This window comes from Methylobacterium sp. Leaf106 (assembly GCF_001422895.1).
Classification (GTDB): Bacteria; Pseudomonadota; Alphaproteobacteria; order Rhizobiales; family Beijerinckiaceae; genus Methylobacterium; species Methylobacterium bullatum.
This window is the reverse complement of sequence record NZ_LMNB01000005.1, coordinates 1-24,905: the sequence shown is the minus strand read 5'-3', so window position 1 is coordinate 24,905 and position 24,905 is coordinate 1. Positions and strand designations below refer to the sequence as shown.

The 24,905-nt window shown below is 67.7% G+C and carries 27 protein-coding genes and 2 pseudogenes; 22 read left to right on the top strand and 7 right to left on the bottom strand.

Translation table 11 applies throughout. The features are described from left to right. Positions 1-232: 232 nt before the first annotated feature. The 3 genes from ASF34_RS06325 (at position 233) to ASF34_RS06315 (ending at position 3,798) form a co-directional block, all read left to right on the top strand. Positions 233-1,165, top strand: coding sequence for a hypothetical protein (locus ASF34_RS06325; protein WP_056159819.1), 933 nt, complete (start codon positions 233-235; stop codon positions 1,163-1,165). A gap of 77 nt (positions 1,166-1,242) precedes the next feature. After that, the gene (locus ASF34_RS06320; protein ID WP_244478916.1) at positions 1,243-2,352 is read left to right on the top strand and encodes a GNAT family N-acetyltransferase; all 1,110 of its coding nucleotides are present in this window, start codon (positions 1,243-1,245) and stop codon (positions 2,350-2,352) included. Positions 2,353-2,469: 117 nt separating this feature from the next. After that, entirely contained in the window at positions 2,470-3,798 is a 1,329-nt protein-coding gene (locus ASF34_RS06315) for an LLM class flavin-dependent oxidoreductase (RefSeq protein ID WP_056159813.1), read from the top strand. Positions 3,799-3,840: 42 nt separating this feature from the next. On the opposite strand, the gene ASF34_RS06310 is transcribed toward ASF34_RS06315, so the two are convergent. Further along, positions 3,841-4,344: a YciE/YciF ferroxidase family protein gene (locus tag ASF34_RS06310; RefSeq protein WP_056159808.1), complete on the bottom strand. Its 504-nt coding sequence runs from the start codon at positions 4,342-4,344 to the stop codon at positions 3,841-3,843. A 526-nt stretch (positions 4,345-4,870) separates the two neighbouring features. On the opposite strand from ASF34_RS06310, the gene ASF34_RS22675 reads away from it, so the two are divergent. The 3 genes from ASF34_RS22675 (at position 4,871) to pqqA (ending at position 6,241) form a co-directional block, all read left to right on the top strand. Then, positions 4,871-5,053 (top strand): hypothetical protein, encoded by a 183-nt coding sequence (locus ASF34_RS22675; protein ID WP_156465645.1) that lies wholly within the window; start codon positions 4,871-4,873, stop codon positions 5,051-5,053. Positions 5,054-5,152: 99 nt separating this feature from the next. Then, positions 5,153-5,968, top strand: coding sequence for a shikimate 5-dehydrogenase (locus ASF34_RS06305; RefSeq protein WP_056159805.1), 816 nt, complete (start codon positions 5,153-5,155; stop codon positions 5,966-5,968). Positions 5,969-6,151: 183 nt separating this feature from the next. Then, positions 6,152-6,241 (top strand): pyrroloquinoline quinone precursor peptide PqqA, encoded by a 90-nt coding sequence (gene pqqA, locus ASF34_RS06300; RefSeq protein ID WP_018043773.1) that lies wholly within the window; start codon positions 6,152-6,154, stop codon positions 6,239-6,241. Between the two features lie 112 nt (positions 6,242-6,353). Here pqqA and ASF34_RS22670 read toward each other — a convergent pair whose 3' ends face one another. Continuing rightward, a complete protein-coding gene (locus ASF34_RS22670) occupies positions 6,354-6,740 on the bottom strand; it encodes a LuxR C-terminal-related transcriptional regulator (protein WP_156465644.1) in 387 nt (128 codons plus the stop codon). Positions 6,741-6,812: 72 nt separating this feature from the next. Here ASF34_RS22670 and ASF34_RS23070 point away from each other — a divergent pair, with 72 nt between their 5' ends. The 5 genes from ASF34_RS23070 to ASF34_RS06275 all read left to right on the top strand — a co-directional run bounded on the left by ASF34_RS23070 (position 6,813) and on the right by ASF34_RS06275 (position 10,688). Next, positions 6,813-6,965: a hypothetical protein gene (locus ASF34_RS23070; protein ID WP_018043771.1), complete on the top strand. Its 153-nt coding sequence runs from the start codon at positions 6,813-6,815 to the stop codon at positions 6,963-6,965. A 163-nt stretch (positions 6,966-7,128) separates the two neighbouring features. After that, positions 7,129-7,407: a hypothetical protein gene (locus ASF34_RS06290; protein ID WP_156465643.1), complete on the top strand. Its 279-nt coding sequence runs from the start codon at positions 7,129-7,131 to the stop codon at positions 7,405-7,407. Positions 7,408-7,796: 389 nt separating this feature from the next. Then, positions 7,797-8,900 carry a helix-turn-helix transcriptional regulator gene (locus ASF34_RS06285; protein WP_056159797.1) on the top strand — a complete coding sequence of 368 codons (1,104 nt, stop codon included), beginning with the start codon at positions 7,797-7,799 and terminating at the stop codon, positions 8,898-8,900. A 286-nt stretch (positions 8,901-9,186) separates the two neighbouring features. After that, complete coding sequence (locus ASF34_RS06280) at positions 9,187-10,068, top strand: aldo/keto reductase family oxidoreductase (RefSeq protein ID WP_056159793.1); 882 nt, start codon at positions 9,187-9,189, stop codon at positions 10,066-10,068. A 359-nt stretch (positions 10,069-10,427) separates the two neighbouring features. Next, positions 10,428-10,688 (top strand): hypothetical protein, encoded by a 261-nt coding sequence (locus tag ASF34_RS06275; protein ID WP_056159790.1) that lies wholly within the window; start codon positions 10,428-10,430, stop codon positions 10,686-10,688. Positions 10,689-10,946: 258 nt separating this feature from the next. Here ASF34_RS06275 and ASF34_RS23370 read toward each other — a convergent pair whose 3' ends face one another. Beyond that, entirely contained in the window at positions 10,947-11,255 is a 309-nt protein-coding gene (locus ASF34_RS23370; protein WP_244478915.1) for a hypothetical protein, read from the bottom strand. A gap of 349 nt (positions 11,256-11,604) precedes the next feature. Here ASF34_RS23370 and ASF34_RS06265 point away from each other — a divergent pair, with 349 nt between their 5' ends. Next, positions 11,605-11,871: a hypothetical protein gene (locus tag ASF34_RS06265; RefSeq protein WP_056159787.1), complete on the top strand. Its 267-nt coding sequence runs from the start codon at positions 11,605-11,607 to the stop codon at positions 11,869-11,871. Between the two features lie 45 nt (positions 11,872-11,916). Here ASF34_RS06265 and ASF34_RS06260 read toward each other — a convergent pair whose 3' ends face one another. Further along, positions 11,917-12,213: a hypothetical protein gene (locus tag ASF34_RS06260; protein ID WP_026175931.1), complete on the bottom strand. Its 297-nt coding sequence runs from the start codon at positions 12,211-12,213 to the stop codon at positions 11,917-11,919. 33 nt (positions 12,214-12,246) lie between these two features. Between ASF34_RS06260 and rsgA the strand changes: the two genes are divergently transcribed. After that, a complete protein-coding gene (gene rsgA / locus ASF34_RS06255; RefSeq protein WP_244478914.1) occupies positions 12,247-13,359 on the top strand; it encodes a ribosome small subunit-dependent GTPase A in 1,113 nt (370 codons plus the stop codon). A gap of 46 nt (positions 13,360-13,405) precedes the next feature. Next, positions 13,406-14,035: a 2,3-bisphosphoglycerate-dependent phosphoglycerate mutase gene (locus ASF34_RS06250; protein WP_056159781.1), complete on the top strand. Its 630-nt coding sequence runs from the start codon at positions 13,406-13,408 to the stop codon at positions 14,033-14,035. 47 nt (positions 14,036-14,082) lie between these two features. Here the strand turns inward: ASF34_RS06250 and ASF34_RS06245 are convergent, their stop codons facing one another. Beyond that, complete coding sequence (locus tag ASF34_RS06245) at positions 14,083-14,469, bottom strand: phage holin family protein (RefSeq protein WP_018043761.1); 387 nt, start codon at positions 14,467-14,469, stop codon at positions 14,083-14,085. A gap of 207 nt (positions 14,470-14,676) precedes the next feature. Next, a complete protein-coding gene (gene dinB / locus ASF34_RS06240; protein ID WP_056159778.1) occupies positions 14,677-15,768 on the bottom strand; it encodes a DNA polymerase IV in 1,092 nt (363 codons plus the stop codon). A gap of 431 nt (positions 15,769-16,199) precedes the next feature. On the opposite strand from dinB, the gene ASF34_RS06235 reads away from it, so the two are divergent. The 5 genes and pseudogenes from ASF34_RS06235 to ASF34_RS06220 all read left to right on the top strand — a co-directional run bounded on the left by ASF34_RS06235 (position 16,200) and on the right by ASF34_RS06220 (position 21,292). Beyond that, a complete protein-coding gene (locus ASF34_RS06235) occupies positions 16,200-16,604 on the top strand; it encodes a response regulator (protein WP_443136522.1) in 405 nt (134 codons plus the stop codon). A gap of 139 nt (positions 16,605-16,743) precedes the next feature. Further along, positions 16,744-17,280, top strand: a pseudogene (locus tag ASF34_RS23740) (GAF domain-containing protein); the annotation flags it as partial. A gap of 462 nt (positions 17,281-17,742) precedes the next feature. Then, the gene (locus tag ASF34_RS23735) at positions 17,743-19,596 is read left to right on the top strand and encodes a PAS domain S-box protein (protein WP_443136523.1); all 1,854 of its coding nucleotides are present in this window, start codon (positions 17,743-17,745) and stop codon (positions 19,594-19,596) included. 222 nt (positions 19,597-19,818) lie between these two features. After that, positions 19,819-20,562 carry a Crp/Fnr family transcriptional regulator gene (locus tag ASF34_RS06225; RefSeq protein WP_056159771.1) on the top strand — a complete coding sequence of 248 codons (744 nt, stop codon included), beginning with the start codon at positions 19,819-19,821 and terminating at the stop codon, positions 20,560-20,562. 40 nt (positions 20,563-20,602) lie between these two features. Beyond that, on the top strand, positions 20,603-21,292 hold the full coding sequence (locus ASF34_RS06220; protein ID WP_018043756.1) for a sensor histidine kinase: 690 nt from the start codon (positions 20,603-20,605) through the stop codon (positions 21,290-21,292). A gap of 118 nt (positions 21,293-21,410) precedes the next feature. On the opposite strand, the gene ASF34_RS06215 is transcribed toward ASF34_RS06220, so the two are convergent. Then, on the bottom strand, positions 21,411-22,037 hold the full coding sequence (locus ASF34_RS06215) for a sigma-70 family RNA polymerase sigma factor (protein ID WP_018043755.1): 627 nt from the start codon (positions 22,035-22,037) through the stop codon (positions 21,411-21,413). A 250-nt stretch (positions 22,038-22,287) separates the two neighbouring features. Here ASF34_RS06215 and ASF34_RS06210 point away from each other — a divergent pair, with 250 nt between their 5' ends. The 3 genes and pseudogenes from ASF34_RS06210 to ASF34_RS06200 form a co-directional block, all read left to right on the top strand. Further along, positions 22,288-23,748: a helix-turn-helix transcriptional regulator gene (locus ASF34_RS06210; RefSeq protein ID WP_056159768.1), complete on the top strand. Its 1,461-nt coding sequence runs from the start codon at positions 22,288-22,290 to the stop codon at positions 23,746-23,748. A 329-nt stretch (positions 23,749-24,077) separates the two neighbouring features. After that, positions 24,078-24,581 (top strand): CsbD family protein, encoded by a 504-nt coding sequence (locus ASF34_RS06205; RefSeq protein WP_056159765.1) that lies wholly within the window; start codon positions 24,078-24,080, stop codon positions 24,579-24,581. 123 nt (positions 24,582-24,704) lie between these two features. Next, a pseudogene (locus tag ASF34_RS06200) lies at positions 24,705-24,905 on the top strand (hypothetical protein); the annotation flags it as partial.

Genomic DNA, 24,905 nt, shown 5'->3' with positions numbered 1-24,905 from the left:
TTTCGCCCGAGCGGTTTAAAGCGCTCGATCCGCCCGCCGACGGCGCTTCTACGAGGAGCACGACACCGTATTCACGCGGCCCGCGCAGAAATCCTGTCCCGGCGGCACCGCGAATGCAAAGATTCCATCTCAGTCGGATATGATGTCCGGAAATGGATCGCCCCTGTCCCGCAGGGGGACCGACCCACCTCGTCTGAAGAGCAGCGGGACACGATACGGATTGACCGTAGCCATGAACGACCCGATCTTCACCTCCTGGGACGAAACTCACAGCGCCCTCTGGGGCCACCAGCCCCTGCGGCTCCAGCATCGGCTGCACCAATCCCCCCTGTTCTCGCGGGAGGCCCTGGCCGACCTGATCGACACCTATCCGCGCGACCGGTACAGCCTCGTCCATATGGGTGCGCCCGGTCAGCGCAAGTTCTGGCGCGAGGGCGAAACCGGGGGACTTCCCGGCGCGCAGGTGATCGATTCCATCGCCCAGGGGCGGATGTGGCTCAACCTGCGCAATGTCGAGACCGTCGACCGGCGCTACCGCGACACGCTCGACACCATGTTCGAGGAGCTGGCCCGGCGCGTTCCCGGCTTCTCGCCGGCGAAATCCACCTGCGGCATCCTGATCTCGTCGCCCAACGCCCAGGTCTATTATCATGCCGACCTGCCGGGGCAGCACCTGTGGCAGATCATCGGCGCCAAGCGGGTCTACGTCTATCCCTCGACCCCGCCCTTCGTGACGCCGAGGCATCTCGAGGACATCGCCCTGTTCGATGTGGAGGTCGATATGCCCTACGCCCCCTGGTACGACGCCCATGCCCAGGTGATGGAGCTGTCGCCCGGCCAGATGCTGAGCTGGCCCCTCAACGCGCCGCACCGGGTCGAGAACCTCGACTGCCTCAACGTGTCGATGACGGTCTCCTTCGTGGACGAGCCGATCCGCCGCAAGCAGATCGTCAACCTCGCCAACGGCATGCTGCGCCATCGCTTCGGCCGCGAACCGGCGAGCCACGCCATCACCGGGCCGGGCTACTGGTCGAAGGCGGTGATGCAGAAGCTTCTGCGTGACGGCGCCTGGGTGAAGAAGGAGCGCGCGGCCCGCCGCGCCGTCGATTTCCGCCTTGATGCGGCCCGTCCGGGCCAGATCCTCGAACTCTCCGCTCCGGCGTGAGCGGGACGGCGCTCCCGGCCCATCGCCGGGGCATCGCGCCATCGGGAACCGGCGCGTCCGGAGCGCGGAGCTACGATGTGGCGATCGCATCCGACTGGACGGAGTGCGTGCCCGGATGGACCGGTGCGCCGACGCCGTTCCAGGATCCGGCCTGGATCGAGACCTGGTACGAATCGCTCCACGCCCGCGCGGGGCTGACGCCCCTCCTGGTGACGGCGCGGGACAGGGCGACGAGCGCGCTCGCGCTGCATCTTCCCCTCGTGATCGACGAGACGGGGATCCGCCGCATCATCGCCTTCGCCGATCTCGGCCTCACCGATTACAACGCGCCGCTCCTCGGCCCCGCAGCCCCGAGGGACCATGCCGGCGCCCTGGAGCTATGGCGGGCGATCCGCTCCGCGCTGCCCCGCGCCGACCTTCTCTCCCTGCGCAAGATGCCGATGACCTTGGCCGACGGGCCCAATCCGCTGTCCCTCCTCAGAGGCGTGTGCCCGTGCCCGCTCAACGGCAACGAGGTCAGGACGGGCGAGGATTGGGAGGCCTATCATCGCAGCCTCGCCAAGACCGTGCGCAAGGAGCTGGAGCGAAGCTGGCGGGTGTTCTCCCGCGAGCCCGAGACGGGTTTCCGCATCGTCACCGACCAGGACGAGGCCCAGCGGGTCCTGGAGGTGATGGCGCGCCAGCAGGAGGCGCGCATGCGCAGCCTCGGCGCCGATTACCGCCTCGACGAGGCCGAGTTCGACGCCTTCTACCGTCGCCTCGTCGGACGAGGGCTCGGCCGCGGCTACGCCGTCGTCAGCGCCCTGATGGCGGGAGACGAGGTCGTTGCCGCGCTGCTCGGCATCCGCGATGCCGACACCTACGTCATGATCCGCATCAGCAATGCCGGGGAGGGGTGGTCGAACTGCTCGCCGGGCCGCCTCGTGATCGACAAGACCATGGAGGCCCTCCACCGAGAGGGCTGCCGCTCGTTCGATTTCAGCATCGGCGACTACGATTACAAACGCCGTTTCGGGGTCGAGCCCCTGCCGCTGGTGGACCTCGTCGCGCCGCTCGGCTGGCGCGGCCTGACGGGCGCGGCGCGGGCGAGGCTGGTCGCGACCCTGCGCCGCTATCCCGCCCTCGACAGGCGGGTGCGGGACATCGCCTGCCGGGGCATCCTGCTCTGGCGCAAGCGCCGCTCGTGAGGGCGGCGGCTTCCCAGCATGGTCGTTGCCTAGCTCGGCAAAAACCAGAACCCTTTTCTCCCGCCGCTGCTGTATTCCAACACCGTGCTTTCATCGGCCGGACGGAGACAGCCCCGCATGAGCCAACCTCGTCGCCTGCATCTCGGCGCCTTCATGCGGCCGATCGGCATCCACACCGCGTGGTGGCGCTATCCCGGCGGATATCCGGACGCGAATTTCAGCTTTCCCCATCTCAAGCGCTTCGCCCAGCGCCTGGAGGCGGCCAAGTTCGATGCGTTCTTCATGGCCGACCATCTGGCGGTGATGAACATGCCCATGGCCGCGCTGAAGCGCAGCGCCACCGTGACCTCCTTCGACCCGATGACCCTGCTGCCGGCCCTCGCCGCCGTCACCGAACGGATCGGGCTCATCGCCACGGCCTCCACGACCTATAACGAGCCCTATCATGTGGCCCGGAAGTTCGCCTCCCTCGACCATATCTCCAACGGCCGCGCCGGCTGGAACCTCGTCACCTCCGGCAACCCGGACGAGGCCCTGAATTTCGGCCGGGACGCCCATCTCGACCATGCGGTCCGGTATGCCCGCGCGCGGGAGTTCTTCGACGTTGTCACCGGCCTGTGGGATTCCTGGGCCGACGACGCCTTCATCCGCGACGTGGAGGAGGGGGTCTATTTCGACCCCGACAAACTCCATGTCCTCGACCATGCCGGCGAGTTCCTGAAGGTGAAGGGGCCGCTCAACATCGCCCGGCCCGTCCAGGGCTGGCCGGTGATCGTGCAGGCGGGGGCATCGGAGGCCGGACGCCAGATCGCCGCCGAGACCGCCGAGATGGTGTTCGGCGCCGGCTCGAAACTCGCCGCCGCCCAGGAGTTCTACGCCGACGTGAAAGGCAGGATGCCCGCCGCCGGCCGTGATCCCGACCATCTCAAGATCCTGCCCGGCGCCTTCATCGTCCTCGGCGAGACACGCGACGAAGCCGAGGCCAAGAAGGCCCGGCTCGATGCGCTCGTGCCCACGGACAGCGGCATCGCCAACCTCTCGGTGCGCCTCGGCGTCGATGCCTCGGGCTTCGACCTCGACGCGCCCCTGCCCGATCTCCCGGAGACCAATGCCAGCAAGAGCGCCCAGGCCCAGATCGTCGGCTATGCCCGGAAGACCGGGGCCACGGTGCGCGAACTCGCCCAGCGGGTCGGCGGCTATGGCGGGCTCACCATGGTGGGGACGCCGGCCGAGGTGGCCGACCAGATGGAGGAATGGCTCGTGACGCGGGCCTGCGACGGCTTCAACGTCATGTTCCCCTTCGTGCCGGAAGGCCTCGACGACGTGGTCGATACCCTGGTGCCGGAACTCCAGCGGCGGGGCCTGTTCCGCACCGAATACGAAGGCACGACCTTGCGCGACCATCTCGGCCTGCCGCGCCCGGCCAACCAGTTCTTCCCGGTCTGACGGACGGGCCGCCCTCCGACCGGGGAGGGCGGCCTTCTCGGGTCAGGCGGCGCGGCGGTTGATCTGGCTCTCGGCCAAACGTGTCAGGCGCTCGTCGGTGGCGCGCTCCTCGTCCAGGGTCTGCTGCAGCACGCCGGCGCAATCGTCCCGGCCGAGCTGCTTGGCCCAGGCCACGAGGGTGCCGTAGCGCGTGATCTCGTAATGCTCCACCGCCTGGGCGGAGGCGATGAGGGCGGCATCGAGAACCTGCTTGTCACCGATCTCTCCGGAAACCTCATTGGTCTCCTTGATGATGCCGTCGATGGCCGGGCAGGTCACCGCCTTCGGCGTATGGCCATGCATCTTGAAGACCCTCTCCAGGCGCTCGATCTGGCCTTCGGTTTCCTTGAGGTGCTTCTCGAACCCACTCTTGAGTTCGGGAGCGGTCGCCTTGGCGATCATCTTCGGCAGCGCCTTGGTGATCTGATTCTCGGCGTAATAGATGTCCTGCAGGGTGTGCACGAACAGGTCGTCGAGAGTCTGGATGTCCTTGGTGAAAATGCCCATGGCTCGTTCCTCCGTGAGTGAATTCGTGACGCATCGGACAGGCTGCGGCGCGCTTCCATCGACGATGGCCTGGATCGTGACCCCGCAATTATTTGTGCACGGCAAAGCTCGATCCAGGTGACATCATGATTTCGTCGCGCGCTTGCTAGGACGGACCAAGAGATTCACGCCGCGATGGTTCCGGACGGCATGAGGCGGCGGAGGTCGAGATGCGTCTCGCCGCGGCCATGGACCGCGCCCCTCTCACGGATGTGCGGGCGCCGGGCCGGAGAACCGGATCGGCCCGGGGCAGGGGAGCGGCTGAGGAGCCGAACCGCGGCAGTGCACCATCGTTCGACGCATGAAACAAATTAAGGCATGCTCGAATTACCGGCATGTACTGTTTTTCGTACGTTTATCCGGTGCAAATATCAGACACCGCTCATATCATCACGAGACGTCGGGGGCATGAACGCCCAGCAGCCATCGGAGACGTCGAACCATGACTTTGAGCTCACCTCGGAATTCGGCCGAAATCTTCACTTTCGTGCCCAGAAAGAACGCATCACCCGCACGTGCCTATTCGACGGGCATGCGGAAGGGCGTCAACGCCGTGGTGGAGTTCGCAGGGCGCATGTCGCAGCCGACGGCGTTGCCAAGGATGGATTTCGGCGACAGCTGGTACCATGCCGAGGCGATCCTGGAGGATGGCCGCAGCCGGAAGCTCTGACGGGCGCCACGCATCACGGGACCACACATCACGGGACATGGTATCGCTCCGGTGCCGGAACGCGGGACGCACCGCGCCTCCGGCCAGCCGGAGACCGCGATGAAGCCGCCGATCGGACGCGAGACCACGTTGTGCATGTCCCTGTCGGGACGACCGGGACATTTCGGGTCGCGCTTCCACAACCGGCTCTACGAGCTCATGGGGCTCGACTACGTCTACAAGGCCTTCACCACCACCGACCTGCCCGCCGCGATCGGCGGCATACGGGCTCTGGGCATTCGCGGCTGCGCCGTCTCGATGCCGTTCAAGGAGGCCGTGATCCCGCTTCTCGATCGCCTCGAAGCCTCGGCGGCGGCCATCGACAGCGTCAACACGGTGGTGAACGAGGCCGGGTGCCTCACCGGCTACAACACCGATTACATCGCCATCCGCCTGCTCCTCGAAAAGCACGAGGTCGATCCGCTCACGCCGTTCCTCCTGCGCGGCTCCGGCGGCATGGCCAAGGCCGTCGTCGCGGCCCTGCGCGATGCGGGCTTCCCGAACGGCACGGTCGTGGCCCGCAACGAGCCGGCCGGACGGGCCCTGGCGGACAGCCATGGCTATGCCTGGCGCGCCGAGATCGGCGAGGCGCAGGCCCCACTCCTCATCAACGTCACGCCCCTCGGCATGGAAGGCCCGGAGGCCGATGCCCTCGCCTTCCCCACCCCTCAGATCGCCGCCAGCACCATCGCCTTCGACGTGGTGGCGCTGCCCTCGACGACGCCCTTCCTGCGCGCGGCCGAAGACGTGGGGAAGCGCCTCATCACCGGCCACGAGGTCGTGGTGCTGCAGGCCCTGGAGCAGTTCGTCCTGTATACCGGGCAGATTCCGGGCGAGGATCAGGTCGCCGACGCTGCGGCCTTCGCCCGAACCTGACGCGCTCTCTGCCCATGAGAGATCATGCGCCGTTCCATGAGAGAAAACTAAGGGACTCCTGCAGGATATTTCCGTCTTTCGGCTTGCTTTGGCGGGGGGCGGGCAATAGGTATCTCTCAAGCGCGGTGAGCCCGCGCAATCGAGATGTCTTCTAAAGAAGACTTGCAACGCAGGAGAAACATCATGGCTTGGACTGCCCCCGTCGTTCAGGAAGTGTGTGTCGGCATGGAAGTCACCAGCTACGAGTCGGCTGAGATCGACACCTTCAACTGAAGCCGCCGGAAGCGTTCGAGCTTCCAGCGCATGACATGAGACTCACCTCTCCGCGACGAGCCGCCTCCGGGCGGCTTTTTGCGTTTTCAGGACCCGATAAGACCTGAGCCGCTCAGCGCTCGGTGCCGCCCTCGCGCTCCCGCCGCCGGCGCAGGATGGCATCCAGGCGCGCGACGATGATGGCGAGTTCGCTCTGGCGCCTGAGGCCGAGCCTGCCGAAGATCGCCTCCAGGTGAACCCGCACGGTGCCCTCCCGGATTGCGAGCAATTCCGCCGCCTCCCGGGGCGAACTTCCCCGGCCAATGGCCATCGCCACCAGGGCCTGCATCCGTGTCAGACCCAATTGCTCGGGTTGCGGCGCGATGGAGACGAGGTCCGGCGGCGGTCCATCGCGCTCGCCCCCTCGTCCGTGGCGGCACCGCCGCTGAAGACGGGGCCGTCCCGGGGAGGCGGAGCCGATGTGCGCGCCGGCACAGCGAAACGGATCGCGACCAGCCATGAACCATTCAGCCGCCATAGGCGCATGATCTCAAGGTGACGATCCGACCGCGACTCAGCCCAGGAACCCGACATGACCGTTGCACGTCCCTTCCGCTGGCTGCTCGCCCTCGTCACCCTGGTGATGCCGGCATCCCTGATACAGAGCCGCCCCACGGTCGACGGATCCGAGCGCGGCAAGACGAAGGAACCCCAGAGCCAGGTCGTCTTCCGGCACTACATCTGATTCCATTGTCGGCCCCGGCGACAGGATCGCGGCAAAGGCGGCGGGCGCCCTTCAGCTACGGTTCAACCAGTACGGTCTAGCTTGAGCGGCCTTACGAGACAGGCCGCTGCAAATGCCCGGCGGAGGGATCGCGCAAGGCGCGTCGCGCACCCCCGTGGAAGCCATGCTCGCTCTACCCACAACCACCCTCGGCACGCCCGTCCTGCACATTCCGTCCACGACGTCGGCCCCGCCCCGACCCGGCGCGGAGGCGTCCCACGCTTTCCTGCGCAGCACGATGCCAGCCCTCGACCGCGCCTTCGGCCTCGACTGCGCCGCCGACCTGCCCGAGGACATGGCACGGCTGATCGCCCGGCTTCATGCCGGCCCCTTGGGTGCCCCCTCGCAGGACACGGCGTCGGAGCGCACCGGATTGTCGGCGACGGCCTACGAGCCGGCCTGATCGCGGCGACAAACCGAGGCGCCGCCCTTGGCCCGATCCCCTCGACGATGGCGGTGCGGGCGGCACGGATAGGGCCGGATGGATTCCGTTCGACGCGTTCGCCCATGCCTTCGCGCCCATGCCTTCGCGCGCATCGTTCGTCGATCGCACGATGAGAAACCTCAGCGAGCGACGATCCGGCAGTCGACCCGGATAGGGTCCCGGCTCAATAATGAGCGCTGGACGACCGTTATATCCGACCGACCTATACTGTCTCGACGGATGATATTATTCTTTCCATGCGAAAAAACTGGTCGGTCTTTCAAATCCGATCCGGGCAGGTTAGTCCTGATTATCGCCGATAGTGTGCGGCGTTGCGCGGGAGCGTATCGTGTCGCTGAAGGACTGAGATGGACCTCGACGACGAGACTTTGCAGGACATCGAAGACTCGCTCGTCACCTCCGCGCTTCAGTCGCATGACTGGGACAAGGCGGTCGCCAGGATCGCGACCGCGACGGACGCGAGGGGGGTCGTCGCGATCCCGTTGAAGGGCCGCGTGCCCGGACTGCCGATGAGCGCCAGTCTCGATGCCTTGGCCGACGGATACTTTCGCGGCGGCTGGTCGAAGAACGACTACCGCTCGAGAGGTGTGCCCAAGCTCCTCAGGACCGGCCTGTTCGTCGACCAGGACTATGCCACGCCTGACGCGATGCGGTCCGAACCGTTCTATGCCGATTACTTGCACAGCCACGGCTTTCAATGGTCCGCTGGACTGATGGTCCAGGCGGGCGACGATGCCTGGGCGATGATGATGCAGCGGACCATCCAGCAGGGGCCCTACACGTTGGACGACCAGATCGCCTTGCGGCGCCTCATCGCCCCCCTCAACCGGGCCGCGCAACTGGCCCATAGCCTCGGCGAGGCGCGCCTCACGGGCATCGCCGAGGCCCTGGAAACGGTCCGCAGCCCGAGCCTGCTCCTCGACAGAACGGGACGTGTGCTGCGGGTGAGCAGCAGCGCGGAACGTCTGTTCGGACCCGACCTGAACGTTCGGCTGGGGGAACTCGTGGTTCCCTCCGATGCACAGGCCACCGCCCGGCTTCGTGCGCACATCGCCGCCGCCCTCTGGTCCGATCCGCAGGGCGTTTCCCTGTCCCGGGCGCCGGTCGTCGTCCGCAGGGTGGCCAAGCGGCCCCTCACACTGCGGGCCCAGCCGCTCCGCAAGGCCGGACTGGAATATTTCGATGGCTGCCGGGCGATCCTCACGATTACGGATCTCAACGAGAGCGGGGACCTCGACGCCGATGTCCTCAAGACATCGTACGGGCTCACGCCTCGGGAAGCCGAGTTGTGCCATACCCTGCTCGCCGGCCACAGCACCGGGGAATGCGCGGACAGGCTCGGCATGTCGATCCATACGACACGGACGCATCTGAAGAAGATCTTCGTCAAGACCGACACGGGCAGTCAGACCGAACTGATGATCGTCCTGAGCCGGCATTTCGGGCTATAGAGCGCTCTCCGTCGAAGTGGATGCCGGTTCGGCGAAAAAGAGCGCGGCAAGACAAAGGCCTAGAGATGTGTCCCGACCCAACGTGGTCGGGCGCAGCTCTAGCCCGTAGACGAACCGCCTCCCCGATCTTGGCGGACGAGAGCCTTTGGCCGATGGGGATCTCGCGAGGCGGCGATGCCATCCCGCGACCCGTTCGCCCTGTCGCGCCCCCCCGTGCGGATGAGGGCGTATTACCACGCCGATCACGAGGCTCTACGATCCCGCTCGTCACACAGGAGCGAGATGCATGACCGATATCGCACGAGCCGGGACCTACGCCCTCGGAGACCGCACGGTGAAGCGCCTGGGCTACGGCGCGATGCAATTGGCGGGTCCCGGTGTCTTCGGGCCGCCGAAGGATCGGGCCGGGGCCATCGCGGTGCTGCGCGAGGCGGTCGCGCGCGGCGTCGACCATATCGACACCAGCGACTTCTACGGACCGCACGTCACCAACGAGATCATCCGCGAAGCGCTCCACCCCTATCCCGACGACCTCGTGATCGTCACCAAGATCGGAGCCAGGCGCGGTGCCGACGCGTCCTGGAACCCGGCCTTCTCGGCCGAGGACCTCACGGGCGCCGTCCACGACAACCTGCGCAACCTCGGCGTCGAGGCTCTCGACGTGGTCAACCTGCGGATCATGCTCGACGTGCATGGGCCGGCCGAAGGCTCCATCGAAGCGCCGCTCTCCGTGCTCGCCGATCTCCAGCGCCAGGGGCTCGTCCGCCGGATCGGGCTGAGCAACGTGACGGCGCGGCAGGTGGCGGAGAGCCGGTCCATCGCGACGATCGTCTGTGTCCAGAACCAGTACAACCTGGTGCATCGGGGCGATGACGCACTGATCGACGACCTGGCCGCATCCGGCACCGCCTATGTCCCGTTCTTCCCGCTCGGCGGCTTCAGCCCGATCCAGTCGGCGGCTCTGAACCAGATCGCCGAAGGGCTCGGCGCGACGCCCATGCAGGTGGCGCTGGCCTGGCTCCTGCGCCGTTCTCCCAACATCCTGCTGATCCCCGGCACGTCGTCGGTGGAGCACCTGCGCGAAAACCTGGCCGCGACGGACCTCGACCTGTCCGACGACACGATGGCGGCGCTCGACCGCATCGCCCCCCGCCCCGTGGAAGGCTGACGCGGCGGGGAAGGGGAGGCGCTTGGGTGATTGAGCGTCCCGCATCGACGCGACCGGGGCGGCCTGTCTCGATATCGGGCTGTCGGCACAGGCACGTCCGTCACGAATGGCCCTGCGACACTCATTCCCGAGACAGGCCGGGATTATAAGAACAACACCCCGTCATGTGCTTGTCGCCCCAAAGCACATGACGCTGGTATTTGTTATAATTCAGCCATTTGACCTATCAGGCGCCTTTAATCCACGGCTTCGCGTGCGTGTCAGCACGCCGGAGAGGAGATTATTACTTCATATTGGCTTCAAGCAGAAGAAGCAGCCAAGACGCGGCGGCTTCACAAGACAAGAAAGCCATTGCTCACATGAAGACTTCCATTGCCGCTCTCTCGACCGCCCTCGTCATGGGCCTGGCCTCGATCGCGCCCACGACGGCGATGGAGCGCCCTTCGCGCTACACCACGTTCAACCCCTATGACGTCGACACCACCCATTCGATCCGGGCCGATCGTCGGGTACCCTCGTCGTTCGGTTGTCCGATGAGTTCGGCCGCCGAGGGCAACGCCAACCAGCAGACCCGCGAGGTCATGCAATATGGCCAGACGTCCGGCGGTAGCCGCTGCTGAACCAGTCGGGACAGCGCCTTGGCATCGATGCTGAAAGTCTTTTCTTACTTCATGGTCGGCGTTGCATCGGTGATGTTGGCCGCGACCATCGTTGGCTCCGCCAATATCCTGATGAGCTCGTAGCTCATCGCTCCGGATCACGATCCGGATCGGCTTCTTCCCATGCAGCGACATCCGCTGTGGGGAGGGAGCCGATTCCTCGTTCGCCCGAATGGACCGCGCGGGAAGCCAGTCCCGGCAGACCTTCGCAGTCCGGCCTCAGGGCCGGCGCATCTGCTTGCCGGCGTAGGCTACGAGCTGGGAGAAGGCCAGGGCCGCCGCCGAGGCCTGGACCCGGCTCGGATACGGCATCGGAGAATGGGCGACCTCCTGGCCATAGGCGTCGCGCAGGGACCAGCCCCAGCGCCCGACCCGCTCCTCCAGCACGTCGAAATGCATGGTCCGGTCTCCGCTCGTGCGGGGCGACGGCGCGCTTGCCGCCGAACCGGGACTCGCCCGCCTCGCCATGCCCGAGGGCAGGCCGGCGGGAGTGAGATTCCCCGATATCCACAGGTCGGCCGTCTGCATCTTGACCTCCGCGCTTGAACTCTATGTTCACTATATGTTCTTATTCGCGGAGTGTCCACCATGCTGTCGACCCCTATGGCGCGGATCGCCTGTGGCCCTCTCGCCCGTGCCGTCGAGGCCTGCCCGACAGGCAAGGCTACTGGATTCACACCTCTGCTCGACGGCTGTTCGCTCTATCCAAGAAGGTTCGCCTCGAGGCGCGACAGGTCCCCTCTCCTGGAAGGAGAGGGGACCCGCGCATCCCGCGAGATCTGTGAATGCCGTAGCAGGAGAGGAAAGGCTGGCGAGGGCCATGGCCCCCCGTCATCGAGGCGCGCGCGGGGCTCATCTCCCGGTTCGGTGGCCTGACATGGAGCGCCTCTGCGACGTGAGGGCCTCGCACCTCGTCATCGCCTGCGGCCCCTGCGAGCGCCGGGGCGTCTACCGTGTCGCCCGCCTGCGCGAGCGATTCGGCGATCACGCCTCGATCCTGGACGTCTATCTGAGGCTGACGCAAACCTGCCGCTGGCAGCGCGAGGTCGGCAGCCGGCCGCCCAATGTCTACGCGGTCGGGTGCCGGGCCAAGCTCGATGCGTCGGGCGGGGCCGTCGCGAACGGACTTCCCTCGCGGACATAGGCGAAGGGCAGCGCCCCGATTCCGCCGGGTCGGGCGCGAAAAGATTCAGGCATCGTCCTCGCGGCCGAACACCTCGCCCTCTTCGGCGAGCCGGGCATCCGCCTCGTCGGTCCGCAACTCCAGCAGGGCGCGGTACTCCCGCAGCCGCCGCCGAAGCGGCGTGCCCGCCTCCTCGCAATCGGCCGGCTCATCGGTCTCGAGGGCGCAGCCCTCGATCGTCTCCGAGGTCTGGCGATCGACGGCCGCGCGGTCGGCCTCGCTCAGTCCGGCCGGATCGCCGAGACCGAGTTCCGACGCGATCAAAGCCGCGATCTCCTCGCGCTTCTCATCGAGCTTCGACATCGCCACCCCCATTCCTTCGAATCCGATGCCACGATGATCGGGTACCTTGCCGCCGGGGAGCAAGGGGAGGGGTACCGGAAGACGGGTGGGGCGCTGGTCAATCCGCCGAGGCCCTGTCATGGCTGGCCGGTGACCGATGATCCCAGCCATTCCCATCCCCTGCGGCCCACCCGTCTCGGATGGTCCGACTTCTTCGAGGAGCAACGTGAACCGGCCGAGGCCGGTCTCGTGCCCATGCGGATCGCGACGGTCCACCGCTCCCGCCTGACCGCCCTGTCCCTCACGGGGCCGGTGGGGCTCGTGCTTCCGGTCCATACCCAGACCGGCGATTTCGCCGTGGGGGATTGGGTGCTGGTCGAGCCCGAGACCGGGACGATGCGCCGCCGTCTGTCGCGCAGGAGCGTGCTGCAGCGACGCAACGAAGGCGGAGGCCCGCTGCAGCTGGCGGCGGCCAATGTCGATACCCTCTTCGTCGTCACGTCGTGCAACGCCGATTTCAACATCGCCCGGCTGGAGCGCTACTTGGCGCTCGCCAACCAGGGGGGCACGAATCCCGTCATCGTCCTCACCAAGGCCGACATGGCGCCCGATGCCGAGGCCTACCGGCGGCAGGCCGCGGGCCTGCAGCGCGACCTCGCCGTCGTCACGGTCAATCCGCGCCTTCCGGACGCCGTGACGCAGCTTGCCCCCTGGTGCGGCGAAGGTCTGACCGTGGCGGTCGTCGGCTCATCGGGGGTGGGCAAATCGACCCTGGTCAACACGCTCGCCGGCCCGGATCAGGACCTCCCCCAGGAGACCGGCGGGATCCGCGAACACGACGCCAAGGGGCGCCACACCACCACGTCGCGCTCGCTCCACGCCATCGCCGGCGGCGGCTGGGTCATCGATACGCCGGGGATGCGCACGCTGCATGTGAGCGACGCGGCGGAGGGCATCGACACGCTGTTCGCCGAGATCGTCGAGCTGGCGCCCTCCTGTCGGTTCCGCGACTGCACCCATGCCCACGAGCCCGGCTGCGCGGTTCAGGCCGCCGTGGCGGAGGGCGAGCTCGATCCCGAACGCCTGACCCGGTGGCGCAAGCTCCTCGACGAGAACCGGACCAACACCCCGGTGGTCACCGGGCCGCGCGGCAGCCGTCGGCGCTGACCCTCATCCCGCCTTCACCCGACCTCCTGCGGACATCGCTCCCCGAATGCCCTTTCCCGACCGAACCCTCGTCATCGTCCGCCACGGGCAGAGCCTCGACAACGAGCGCGACCTCTTCTCCGGCATCCGCGATCCCGACCTGACGGAACGGGGCGTCGGCGAGGCGCGGAGCTGCGGACGCCGCATGAAGGAGGTCGGGCTCTCCTTCGACATCGCCTTCACCAGCGAGCTGACGCGGGCCCGGCGCACCCTGAGCCTCATCCTGTCGGAACTCGGGCAGCCCGACCTTGCCGTCCACCGGAGCGCGGCGCTGAACGAGCGCGATTACGGCGAGCTCGCCGGGCTGAACAAACGGGAATCGCAGGAGCGCTGGGGGGTCGCGCAGGTCCGCGCCTGGCGAAAATCCTTCGATGCGGTGCCGCCGGGCGGCGAGAGCCTGGCGATGACCGCCGACCGGCTGCTTCCCTACTATCGGGACGAGATCGAATCCCGGGTCCGCGCGGGCCAGCGGGTTCTGCTGGTGGCGCACGGCAATTCGCTGCGGGCGCTGATCATGCATCTCGACGGGATCAGTGCCGACGCGGTCGCCGACGTGCATCTCGCCACGGCCCAGACCCTGGCCTATCGCCTCGACGAGCGGGGCAGGGTGGTGGAGAAACGCGCGATCTCCGCCTGAATCACGAGTGGACCGGCAGGAGGGAGGGGCGCGCCTCTGAAACGGCGTCAGCGGGCTTTCAGGGCGTCCCGATCGCGCGCAAGCTGGCGCCGCGTCCGCATCGGCTCCAGGTTCGAAAGGGACATCAGCCGATACCCGAAGGCGAAGAGGGCGAGCGCCACGGCGGCGAAGGCACCGCCGACGATCAGCGACGCGATCGCCTCCGACCCGATGAGGAGCGCCAGCCCTTTGACGATCGCCACAAGGAGCACGAACAATCCGATCAGGACGAAGAGGGCCGCCATCAGGAACAGGATGAGCGGACGCGCCACCTGCCCGACCGCCGATCCGACCTCGGCCTGAAACAGGGCGAGGTGCTTGGAGAGGAGGATCTGGGTTTGCCCGATCGCATCGCCGACGAGGAGCAGGAGGCTCTTGTCATCCCGGCGGCTCATGCATCCCCTCTCATCGACGTGGTCCGATCAGGCCCGGCGGGGCCGTGCGCAGACAAGCCAGATAGGGCCGCCGGGGTTGCGCGGCAATCGCCGCACATTCCTGCCCGGTATCTGCCTGCCCGGTATCTGCCTGCCCGGCACCTGCCTGCCCGGTACCTGCCTGCCCGGTACCTGCCTGCCCGGTACCTGCCTGCCCGGTACCTGCCATCAGATCGCGAGCCCGAGCTGGCGCGGTCCCTCCGTCTCGCCCTGCTGAAGGCCCGACAGGGAGACACCGAGCAGGCGAACGCTGCGGCGGAGCGGGAACACCGTGCGCAGCAATCCCAGCGCCATGTGCATCATCGCATCGCGGCCGGCGACCGGGGCCTCGAAGGACTGCGCCCGGGTGATCTGGACGAAATCCGAGAACTTCACCTTCAGCGTGACGGTGCGCCCCGAGACGCCCTTGGCGGTGCAGGAGGTCCAGACCTTGTCGATCAGCGGCGTCAATCGCTCCGCCATGGCGTCGAACTCGGTGAGGTCCTCCGAGAAGGTGGTCTCCGCCCCCACCGATTTGCGGATGCGGTGGGCGCGCACCTGCCGCTCGTCGATGCCGCGCGCCACCGAATGATAATAGGCCGCCGAACTGCCGAAGGCCGCCTGCAGCTCTTCCAGGGAACGGGCCTTCAGGTCGCGGCCGGTGAGGATGCCAAGGCGCTTCATCTTCGCCTCCGTGACGGGGCCGACGCCATGGAACCGGCCGATGGCCAGATCCTCGACGAAGCCCGGCCCCATCGCGGGCGTGATCACGAACAGCGCGTCGGGCTTGCGGAAATCCGAGGCGACCTTGGCGAGGAACTTGTTGTAGGAGACGCCGGCCGAGGCGACGAGGCCGGTTCGCGCGAGGATCTCGGCCCGGATCACCCGCGCCACCTCGGTGGCGGTGGCCAGCCCCTGCAGGTTCTCGGTGACGTCGAGATAGGCCTCGTCGAGGGCCACCGGCTCAATGATCGCGGTATGCTCGGCGAACACCGCACGGATCTCCTCCGAGATCGTCCGGTAGACCTCGAAGCGCGGCTTGACGAAGAGGAGATCGGGGCACAGGCGCCGGGCGGTGACCGAGGGCATGGCCGAGCGGACCCCGAAGACCCGCGCCTCGTAGCTGGCGGCGGCCACCACGCCCCGCTCGCGCGACCCGCCGACCGCGAGGGGCCGGCCCCGCAGGGCCGGATCGTCCCGCTGCTCCACGGACGCGTAGAACGCGTCCATGTCGATATGGATGATCTTGCGGACGGGGGTATCGTCGCCGGGGCTCGACATCGGATCGGGCTGTCACATCGGTGCGCGGGCAATGAGCGGGCGTCGTTGAGCAGTCATCGTGGGGAAGGCGCTGTGTTCGATCTTTGTTCCTCGCGGTTTCAGGGGGCCGGGTCAACCCGGCCGGGGCTGGCGCCGTGGTCTGGACTTTCCCGTGATGGGGCGCAGGATGCCTCCCGGTTCTCCCGTGCCTCGCGGGGAACGGCCGGAGCCGGGCCGTCGTCCCCGGCTGCATGTCGAGCACGCTCCGACCGGCTCGGCGCCGGAACGACCACCATGATGAAGGAGGACGGCATTCCCCTGCACCCTGGCGCGGCCCCGCTCGGACCGGAGAGGGGAGAGCGACGATGCCGAGTATCTCACGAAGCGTCTCTCCCGGAACTCCCGCTGCGCCCTCGTCCTTCGAGCGGGGACCGATCGTGATGGGGAGTTTCGTGAGGCACTCCAGGCGGGCGCTCCGGGGACGGCGCATCCTGGTTGTGGAAGACGAGTACTTCCTGGCCGATGAACTGGCGCGGGGCTTGGCCGAGGCCGAAGCGGAAGTGCTCGGTCCCATCGCCACCGTGGACGGCGCCCTCGGCCTCCTCAAGGGGCCGTCCCCGCCCAACGCGGCCATCCTGGATGTGAACCTCGGAGGCGAGGACGTGTATCCGGTGGCCGATGCGCTTCTCGCCCTCGGCGTCCCGTTCCTGTTCACCACCGGCTACGATCAGGCGACGATCCTCGGCCGCTTCGCGTCGGTCCGGCTGCTGGAAAAGCCGATGGACACCGCGGCGGTGTTGCACGCGCTCGACATCATCCTCGACGACAGGGCCTCACGGACGGACGCGGCCGGATAGAATTCGCTCGGCTCCGGATAAGACATCGACGGTCATTCGCGCGGGAATTTGATCGAATCCTTGCGCGAGAGTAGAACTCACCCTGTGTTCGGCACGCTCGACCGGTGCGACGGCGAGAGAACGGCGAGCGTCGAAAGACATGACACCGACGGTGGTGCCGGTTGGGTTCGCGGGCCTGGATGAGGTGTCGATCACCGACGCGTTGGTGGCGCGTCCCGTACGCCCTCCCGACTACGAGGCGCAAGCCCATGCGCTGGCCGAACTGGCCCGGGAGCTGGCCGTCAGCCCGGACACCGTCCTGCAGCGCATCGCGGACCTCCTCGTCGGGATGGGAATGGCCGGGTCGGCCGGGATCAGCATCCTCGAACCGGGAGAGGCCCCGAAACGCTTCCGCCGGGCCGCGATCGCTGGATCATGGGCCGCGCATCGCGGCGGCACCATCCCCTTCGCCGAAAGCCCCTGCGGCCTGGCGGTGACCCGCAACACCCCCCTGCTGTTCTCGCGCCCGCATGCGCGCCTCGCGGCCGCCTCTGTCGAGCCGCCCATCCAGGAGCTCCTGCTGGTGCCGTTCCATGCCGGCGACGAGCCAGTCGGTACGCTCTGGGTCGGCACGCATGACCTCGATTACACCTTCGACGGCGAGGATCTCAGGCTGCTCACGCGGATGACGCACTTTGCCTCCGCCGCCTGCGTCATGACCCACGCCCTCGATGAGGCGCGGCCCCAGGGGCTGCGCGGAACGGAAGCGTGGCATCGTGCCGACCTGGAGCGGGAGGTGAGGGAGCGCACGGCCGGGCTGCAGCGGAGCCGCGACCTGCTCCAGACCACGCTGGACAGCTCCATGGACATGATCCAGGTCTTCGAGGCCGTCCGGGACGCTTCGGGCGAGATCGTCGATTTCCGCTGGCGGCTGAACAACCACACCGCGGAACGGACCCTTGGCGAGGTGAGGGGGCAAAGCCTGGTCGAACGCAGTCCGGGCGTGGTTCGGGACGGCATCTTCGACGTCTTCCGGCAGGTCGTGGAGACGGGCCGGCCCTCGGTCGCCGAGCGTCGCCATGCGCACGGGCAATGCGACGGCTGGTTCCATCAATCGGTGGTGAAGCTCGGCGACGGCGTGGCCACCACCACCAGGGAGATGATCGCCTGGAAGGAGGCGCACGCGAAGCTGGAGGAGAGCGAGGCGAAGTACCGCCACCTGTTCAACTCCATCGACGAGGGCGTCTGCATCGTCGAGATGATGTTCGACGACCGGCAGCGGCCGGTCGACTACCGGTTCCTTTCCGTCAACCCTGCCTTCGATCAGCAGACCGGGCTCGGCGACGCCACCGGGCGGACGATGCGAGACCTGCTCCCCGAGCTGGAGGCGAACTGGTTCGAGACGTTCGGCCGGATCGCGCGGAACGGCGTGGCGGAACGGTTCGAACGCCGGTCCATCGCCCTCGGGCGCTGGTACGAGGTCTATGCCTTCCGCGTCGGCACCGCCGAACAGCGGCAGGTTGCCCTCCTGTTCAAGGACATCCAGCCTCGCAAGCGCGCCGAGGCGGCGCTGCGCGAGAGCGAGGAGCGGTTCCGTGCCTTCGTGACGGCCAGCTCGGACGTGGTCTACCGGATGACCCCGGACTGGTCCGAGTTGCAGCGGCTGGAGGGGCGCGCCTTCAAAAACGTCCCGGACCAGCCGAGCAGGACCTGGCTCGACCGCTACATCCGTCCCGACGATCAGGCGGAGGTCCGTGCCGCCATCGACCGGGCGATGGCGACGAGATCGATCTTCGAGCTGGAACATGCGGTGATCCGCAGCGACGGTTCGCTGGGCTGGTGCGTGTCACGGGCGGTCCCGACCCTCACCGACACCGGCGAGATCAGGGAGTGGCTGGGGGCGGCCAGCGACGTGACGGCGCGCAGGAGCGCGGAGACGGCGTTGCGCGAGAGCGAGGAGCGCCTCAGCCAGTTCGGCGAGGCCTCGTCCGACGTCCTCTGGATGCGCGATGCCGCGACCTTCCAGTGGATCTATCTCACCCCGGCCTTCGAGACGATCTACGGCCTCGACCGCACCTCGGCCCTCGCCGGCGACCACCTGGTGAGCTGGGCCGAGATGATCGTGCCGGACGATCGCGAACGGGCGGTGGAGAGCCTGCATCGCGTCCGGGCGGGCGAGCGTGTCACCTTCGAGTATCGCGTCGGGCGGCCCGGCGACGGCGGCATCCGCTGGATACGGGACACCGGCTTCCCCATGCGCGACGCCGCCGGCGCGGTGTGCTGGATCGGCGGCGTCGGCCGGGACATCACCGAGGAGAAGGAGACCGCCGAGCATATGAGCGTGCTCGTGGCGGAGTTGCAGCACCGCACCCGCAACCTCATGGGCGTGGTGCGCGCCACCGCGGACAAGACCCTGCGCAACAGCAGCGACCTCGACGACTTCCGGGAGCGCTACGGCACGCGTCTGGCGGCCCTCGCCCGCGTGCAGGGATTGCTGTCCCGCCTCGGGGAGGGCGAGCGGGTCAGCTTCGACGAGCTGATCCGAAGCGAAGTGGCGGCGCTCGACGGCGAGGCGTCGCGGGTCAGCCTGAGCGGACCGAAGGCGGTGGCGCTGCGCTCGTCGACGGTGCAGATCTTCGCGCTGGCCCTGCACGAACTGGCGACGAACGCGCTGAAATACGGCGCCCTCGCACAGCCGCAGGCGCATCTCGAGATCCGCTGGCACGTGGAGATTGCTGAACCGGAGCGGGCTCCCTGGCTGCATGTGGATTGGCGTGAGCGCGGCGTGCGGATGGCGCCGCGGGATGGCCTGCCGCAGGGGAGGGGCTCGGGGCGCGAACTGATCGAGCGGGCGCTGCCCTACCAGCTCGGCGCCAGAACGACCTTCGTGATGGAACCGGACGGCGTCCACTGCACCATCGCACTTCCCGTGTCGGGACACACGATCCGGGAAAGAACCAAAGCCGCCCCGCGGCGGAGTTCGGGGGCGGCCGATCCCGATCGCGGAGGATGAGGAGGCCGGCTCGCTCGCACGCACCGCCAGGAGACGCCCCGACAGTGAAGCCCCGGACGGGGCAGCGGCGATCGCAACACTACGCGACGGCCGGCACCGCCATCCGCAAGCTATTACCCCTCCATCCAGTGAGCTTAACCGGCGAGGATCGAGCCTTTAATGCAGGTGAATGACCCTGCAATGACAATTCCCTATTCGTGTCCTGTGTGCGAGGAAGAAAGAATGCCGCACTATTTCATCCGCAAGCTTGAGCAGTTCACGAAGCTATCCTCCGACGACCGGCAGGCCTTGGAGAACGCGGCCTGCAAGCGGCGGACCATTGCGAAGCACTCCGACATCATCAGCGAGGGTGACGATCCTGATCACGTCAACCTGATCCTGGACGGATGGGCGTGCCGCTACAAGCATCTCGACGATGGCCGGCGCCAGATCATCTCCCTCTTCGTGCCCGGCGACCTCTGCGACAGCCACGTCTACCTCCTGCGCGAGATGGACCATTCCATCGTGGCCCTCACCCCCGTCAGGCTGGCCGAGATCTCGCGCGCCGGGCTGGAGCAGGTGGCCAACGACAATGTGCGGGTGACGAAGGCGTTGTGGTGGGACACCCTGGTGACGGTGGCGGTTCAGCGCGAATGGACGGTCAACCTCGGCCAGCGCACCGCCCTGGAGCGTCTCGGCCACCTTTTCTGCGAACTGTTCCTGCGCCTGCGCGGGGTCGGTCTGACGGATGGCCCCAGCTGCGAGCTCCCCCTGACCCAGGTGGAACTGGCGGATGCCCTGGGTCTCTCGAACGTGCACATCAACCGCACGCTCCAGGACTTGCGGCGTGCCGGCCTTGTCGTGCTCAAGGGCGGGCGCCTGACCATTCCCAACTTCGATGCCCTGCGGAGGGCATCGCTGTTCAACCCGAACTACCTGCACCTCGACCGCGAAGGTCGTCAGTTCGATGCCAACGGATCGGTGTGATGCCGAGCCGGTCTCCCCTCAAGCACTCCGTGGAACTGCGATGACGATGGGATCCGACCCGACGGGCGCCGAGGAACGGGTGGTGCTGCTGGCCGAGCTGCAGCACCGGGTGCGCAACACGCTGGCGACGATGCGGCTGATTGCGCGGCGTTCGGCGGAGTTCAGCGAGAGCCTGGAGGACTACACCGCGCATCTCGACGGGCGGCTGGCCGCCTTGGCACGGGTGCAGAACGTCATCATCCAGAACCCCACGGCCGGGGTCGATCTCGATCGCCTCGTCACCGACGAGCTCACGAGCGCGCTCGCCTACCAGGATGGGCGCACGCGTGTGGACGGACCGGATCTGAGGCTGCATCTGCGCGCGGCCGAGCCCCTCGCCCTCGCCCTGCACGAACTCTCGACGAACGCCCTCAAGTTCGGAGCCCTGGCCACGCCGACGGGCCGCCTCACGGTGATCTGGCGGATCGAGGAACGGGACGGCGCCCCCCACCTCGTCTTCGACTGGCTGGAGCGTGGCGTGCCCCTGAACGAAGACGAGCCTCGTCGCAGGGGGTTCGGCACGGTCGTGCTGGAAGAGATGCTGGCCTACAACCTGAAGGCCGCGACGAGCCTCACCTTCGCGCCCGACGGCCTGCATTTCCGCCTGGCGCTGCCCCTCACCAGCCGGACCTTGCATGCCGGGACCGGCCACGCCTCGCCGCTCCTCCACCCGCCGGACGGCCAAGTCTAGACGGGTTTCGCAGGCGCGCTCCGGGTTCGGCGAAACCCGCCGGGCGGGCCATGGCAAGACGCCTCGCGCCGGTCAGGCGCGGCGTTCCTCTCCCCGGCGGCAGCGGGCACCTGCGCCGTCACGACAGGCCCAGAGCCGTCGCGAGGTGCTCGCGCGCCCGGCTCACCCGGCTCTTCACGGTACCGACCGGACAGCCGAGGATGGCGGCCGCTTCCTCGTGCCGGAGCCCGTCCACCGTCACCAGCAGCAAGGTCTCGCGCTGCTCCGCGGGGAGGGCGTCCAGGGCGCCCTGCAACGCGACGAGCGCGACCCGGTGCTCCTGGTCGGGGGGCGAGGACAAGGCCCCCGCGATGGCCCCGTCGACGTCCTCGATCTCGCGGCGCAGGCGCTTGCGCTGGTTCAGGTGGGCGTTGCGCAGGATCGTGAACAACCACGCGACGAGGTTGGTGCCGTCCTTGAAGCGGGACCGGTGTTCCCAGGCCCGCATCAAGGTCGCCTGCACCATGTCGTCGGCCTCCGCGGTGTTGCCGGTACGAAGCAGGGCGAAGCGGCGCAGGCGCGGCACGAGGGCGATGAGGTCGTCGCCGAACGCCTTGGTGATCTGGCGTTCCGCCTCCGCGTCGAGCAGGGCGGCCCTCAGTCGAAGCAGGACCCGGCCGAGGCGCGTATCGGTGTCGACCGCGCTGGCGCTGGGAATGAGTTCGTCCAGTCGCCGTCCGATCTGGTCCTGGACATGACGAGGCAATCCCTCGCTCGGCGAAGGTTCTTCGGAGATTATACTGACATGCATAGGGAGGATTCGTCCTTTTTCCGGACAACGACCGGGTGTGTCCGCCCCTCTACGGTGGAATATGCGTGTCTGGTTGTGGCTGATCGCTCGCGTTCACGTCAATGATACAGATATACCAGATAATATCTTACGGTCTCCGGAACCTTCGCTGGTCGTCCCCTGTTACGGCTCGGTTCCATCCAAGCAGTCAGGAAGGCGGTCGCAGGTGACACTCGGCGTCGACAGGCATGAGCTTCGGCAGATCGTCGCCGGCCTCAGCGAGGGCGTGATCCTGGTCGAGCCCGACCAGACCATCGCCTACGCCAACGAGGCCGCGCTCGCGATGCACGGAGCCGAGACCGTCGGCGAGCTCGGCGGGACCGTGGACGCCTACCGCGAGCGCTTCGCCCTGCGCTACCGCAACGACCACACCCCGAACCGGTATCCGATGGAACGGGTCGTCGCGGGCGAGCGCTTCCACGACGTCGTCGTCGAGGTGACGCGGACCGACCAGCCCGATCTCGACTTCGTCCACTCGCTGCGCAGCCTCGTGGCCACGGACCGCGACGGCAACCCGAGCTGCCTCGCCCTCATCCTGAAGGACGTATCGGGGCAGTTCGAGGCCGAGGAACGGTTCGAGGCCGCCTTCAACGCCAACCCCGCGCCGGCCGTGATCTGCCGGCTCTCGGACCTGCGCCACGTCAAGGTGAACGACGGCTTCCTGGAGATGACCGGCTACACCCGCGATGCCGTGATCGGCCACAGCGTCTACGAGGTCGACGTGCTGGCCGGAGCCCGTAGCCGGGACCTGGCGATCTCACGCCTGAACAGCGGGGGCACCATCCCGCAGATGGAAGCCTGCCTCGACCTGCCGGATGGCGGATCGCGCTACGTGATCGTGGCCGGCCAGCCCATCGAATGGGGCGACGAGCCCTGCATGCTGTTCACCTTCGCCGACTTGGACCTGAGAAAGAAGGCGGAGACGGCCCTGCGCCGGAGCGAGGAGCGCTTCGCCAAGGCATTCCACATGACCCCGGTCCCGACCCTGCTGGCGCGGGTCGGAGACTTCTCCATCGCCGGTGCGAACGAGGCCTTCACCCGGGTCTTCGGCTATGGCGCCGACACGGTGTCCGGGCGCTCGCCGGCCGATCTCCGGCTCTGGGTCGACGATGCCGCACGGTCCAAGTTCGAGACGGCGGTGGCGCGCACCGGTCACGTGCTCGGCCTGGAAGCGTGCCTGCGCCACGAGGACGGCACCGATCTCGACTGCCTGGTATCGGCCGAGCGCGTCGAGATCGGCGAGCGGACGTTCGCCCTCATGGTCCTTCAGGACATCACCGGGCGCAAGCGCACGGAGCGCGAACTGTTCGAGGCCATCGAGGCGGTGATGGCCGACACCTCGTGGTTCAGCCGCGGGCTGATCGAGAAGCTCGCCAACCTGCGCCGGCCGGCGAGCGAGCAGGGGCAGGGCATCGTCCCGAACCTCACGACCCGCGAGCGCCAGATCCTCGACCTCATCTGCCGGGGGCTCGGGGACGACGCCATCGCCAGGCGCCTCAACCTGTCCAGGAACACGGTGCGCAACCACGCGGCGTCGCTCTACCGGAAACTCGACGTGCACAAGCGCTCCGAGGCCCTCGTCTGGGGCCGCGACAACGGGTTCCCGCTCTCCGAAATCAGCAAATAAAACCTCATAACCAGTATATCTGCATCATTGCCGCCCGGAACCGGCAGACCACTTGAGGGACGGTGTCAATCGCTGAGGCATTGGAGCACCCCGTGAGCGCGCAAAAGACGACCGACACTTCCGACAAGCTCAAGGGCTCGGTGAAGGAGGCCATCGGAAAGTTGGTCGGCGACCCCAGAGTCGAAGCCGAGGGTAGGTCTCAGCAGAAATCACCGCCGCCCGACGTGAAACCAAAGACCACCCCCAAGTCGTAGCTCGGGCGACACGTCGCACCTCACGAACACCGTTCGCGACAAGAATATCGGCGCGACAACATCAGGAGAGACATCATGGTCGATGCGGATCGCATCACAGGCGCCGCCAAGGAGCTCGGCGGCAAGGTGCAGGGCACGGTGGGCGACCTCACCGGTTCGAAGCGGGATTCGGTGGAGGGCCGTGCGCGCGAAGCGCAGGGCGCCGCCGAGAACCTTTACGGACAGGCCAAGGACACCGTGCGCGACGCGGCCGAGCACGTCGCCGACACCGCCCGCGACATCGGCGGCAGGGTTCGCGACACGGTCGGCAGCCTGATCGGGTCCGACGACGTCGAGGACCGCGCCCGCCGCGCCCAGGGAGCGGCCGCCGATACTTACGACCGCGCCGAGCGCTCCGTTCGCGGTGCCGGCCGCGAGGCCTACGACCGGGCCGAGGACGCCTACGAGAACGGCGGCAATTATCTGCGTCAGGGCGGCCGCGAAGCCACCGACCGGATCGCCGAGCACCCCGTGGCCGCCCTGCTGGTCGCCGGCCTCCTCGGCTACGGAATCGGCCTGCTCATCCACCGGCGCGACTGATCCGCAAAGCCGCGATCGATCGGTCCGACCGCGCCGGAACTGCGCGGTCGGCCCCCTGAGTTCCACCATCCCCCTCGAACGACCGACCTTCTCGGACGACCGACGACCCGGAGTATCAGTATCGTGTCCACTTCCCCCCTTCTCGCGACTTCATCCACAACGGCCTCGGCCGATACCCGCACCGTCCTGCTGAACCAGGTTTCGTGGGGCGCGATCTTCGCCGGCGCGGTCACCGCCCTGGTGACCCAGGTCGTCCTCAACATGGTCGGCGTCGGCATCGGCCTGTCCAGCGTCGGCCACGCCTTCTATCTCGGCGGCGAGCTG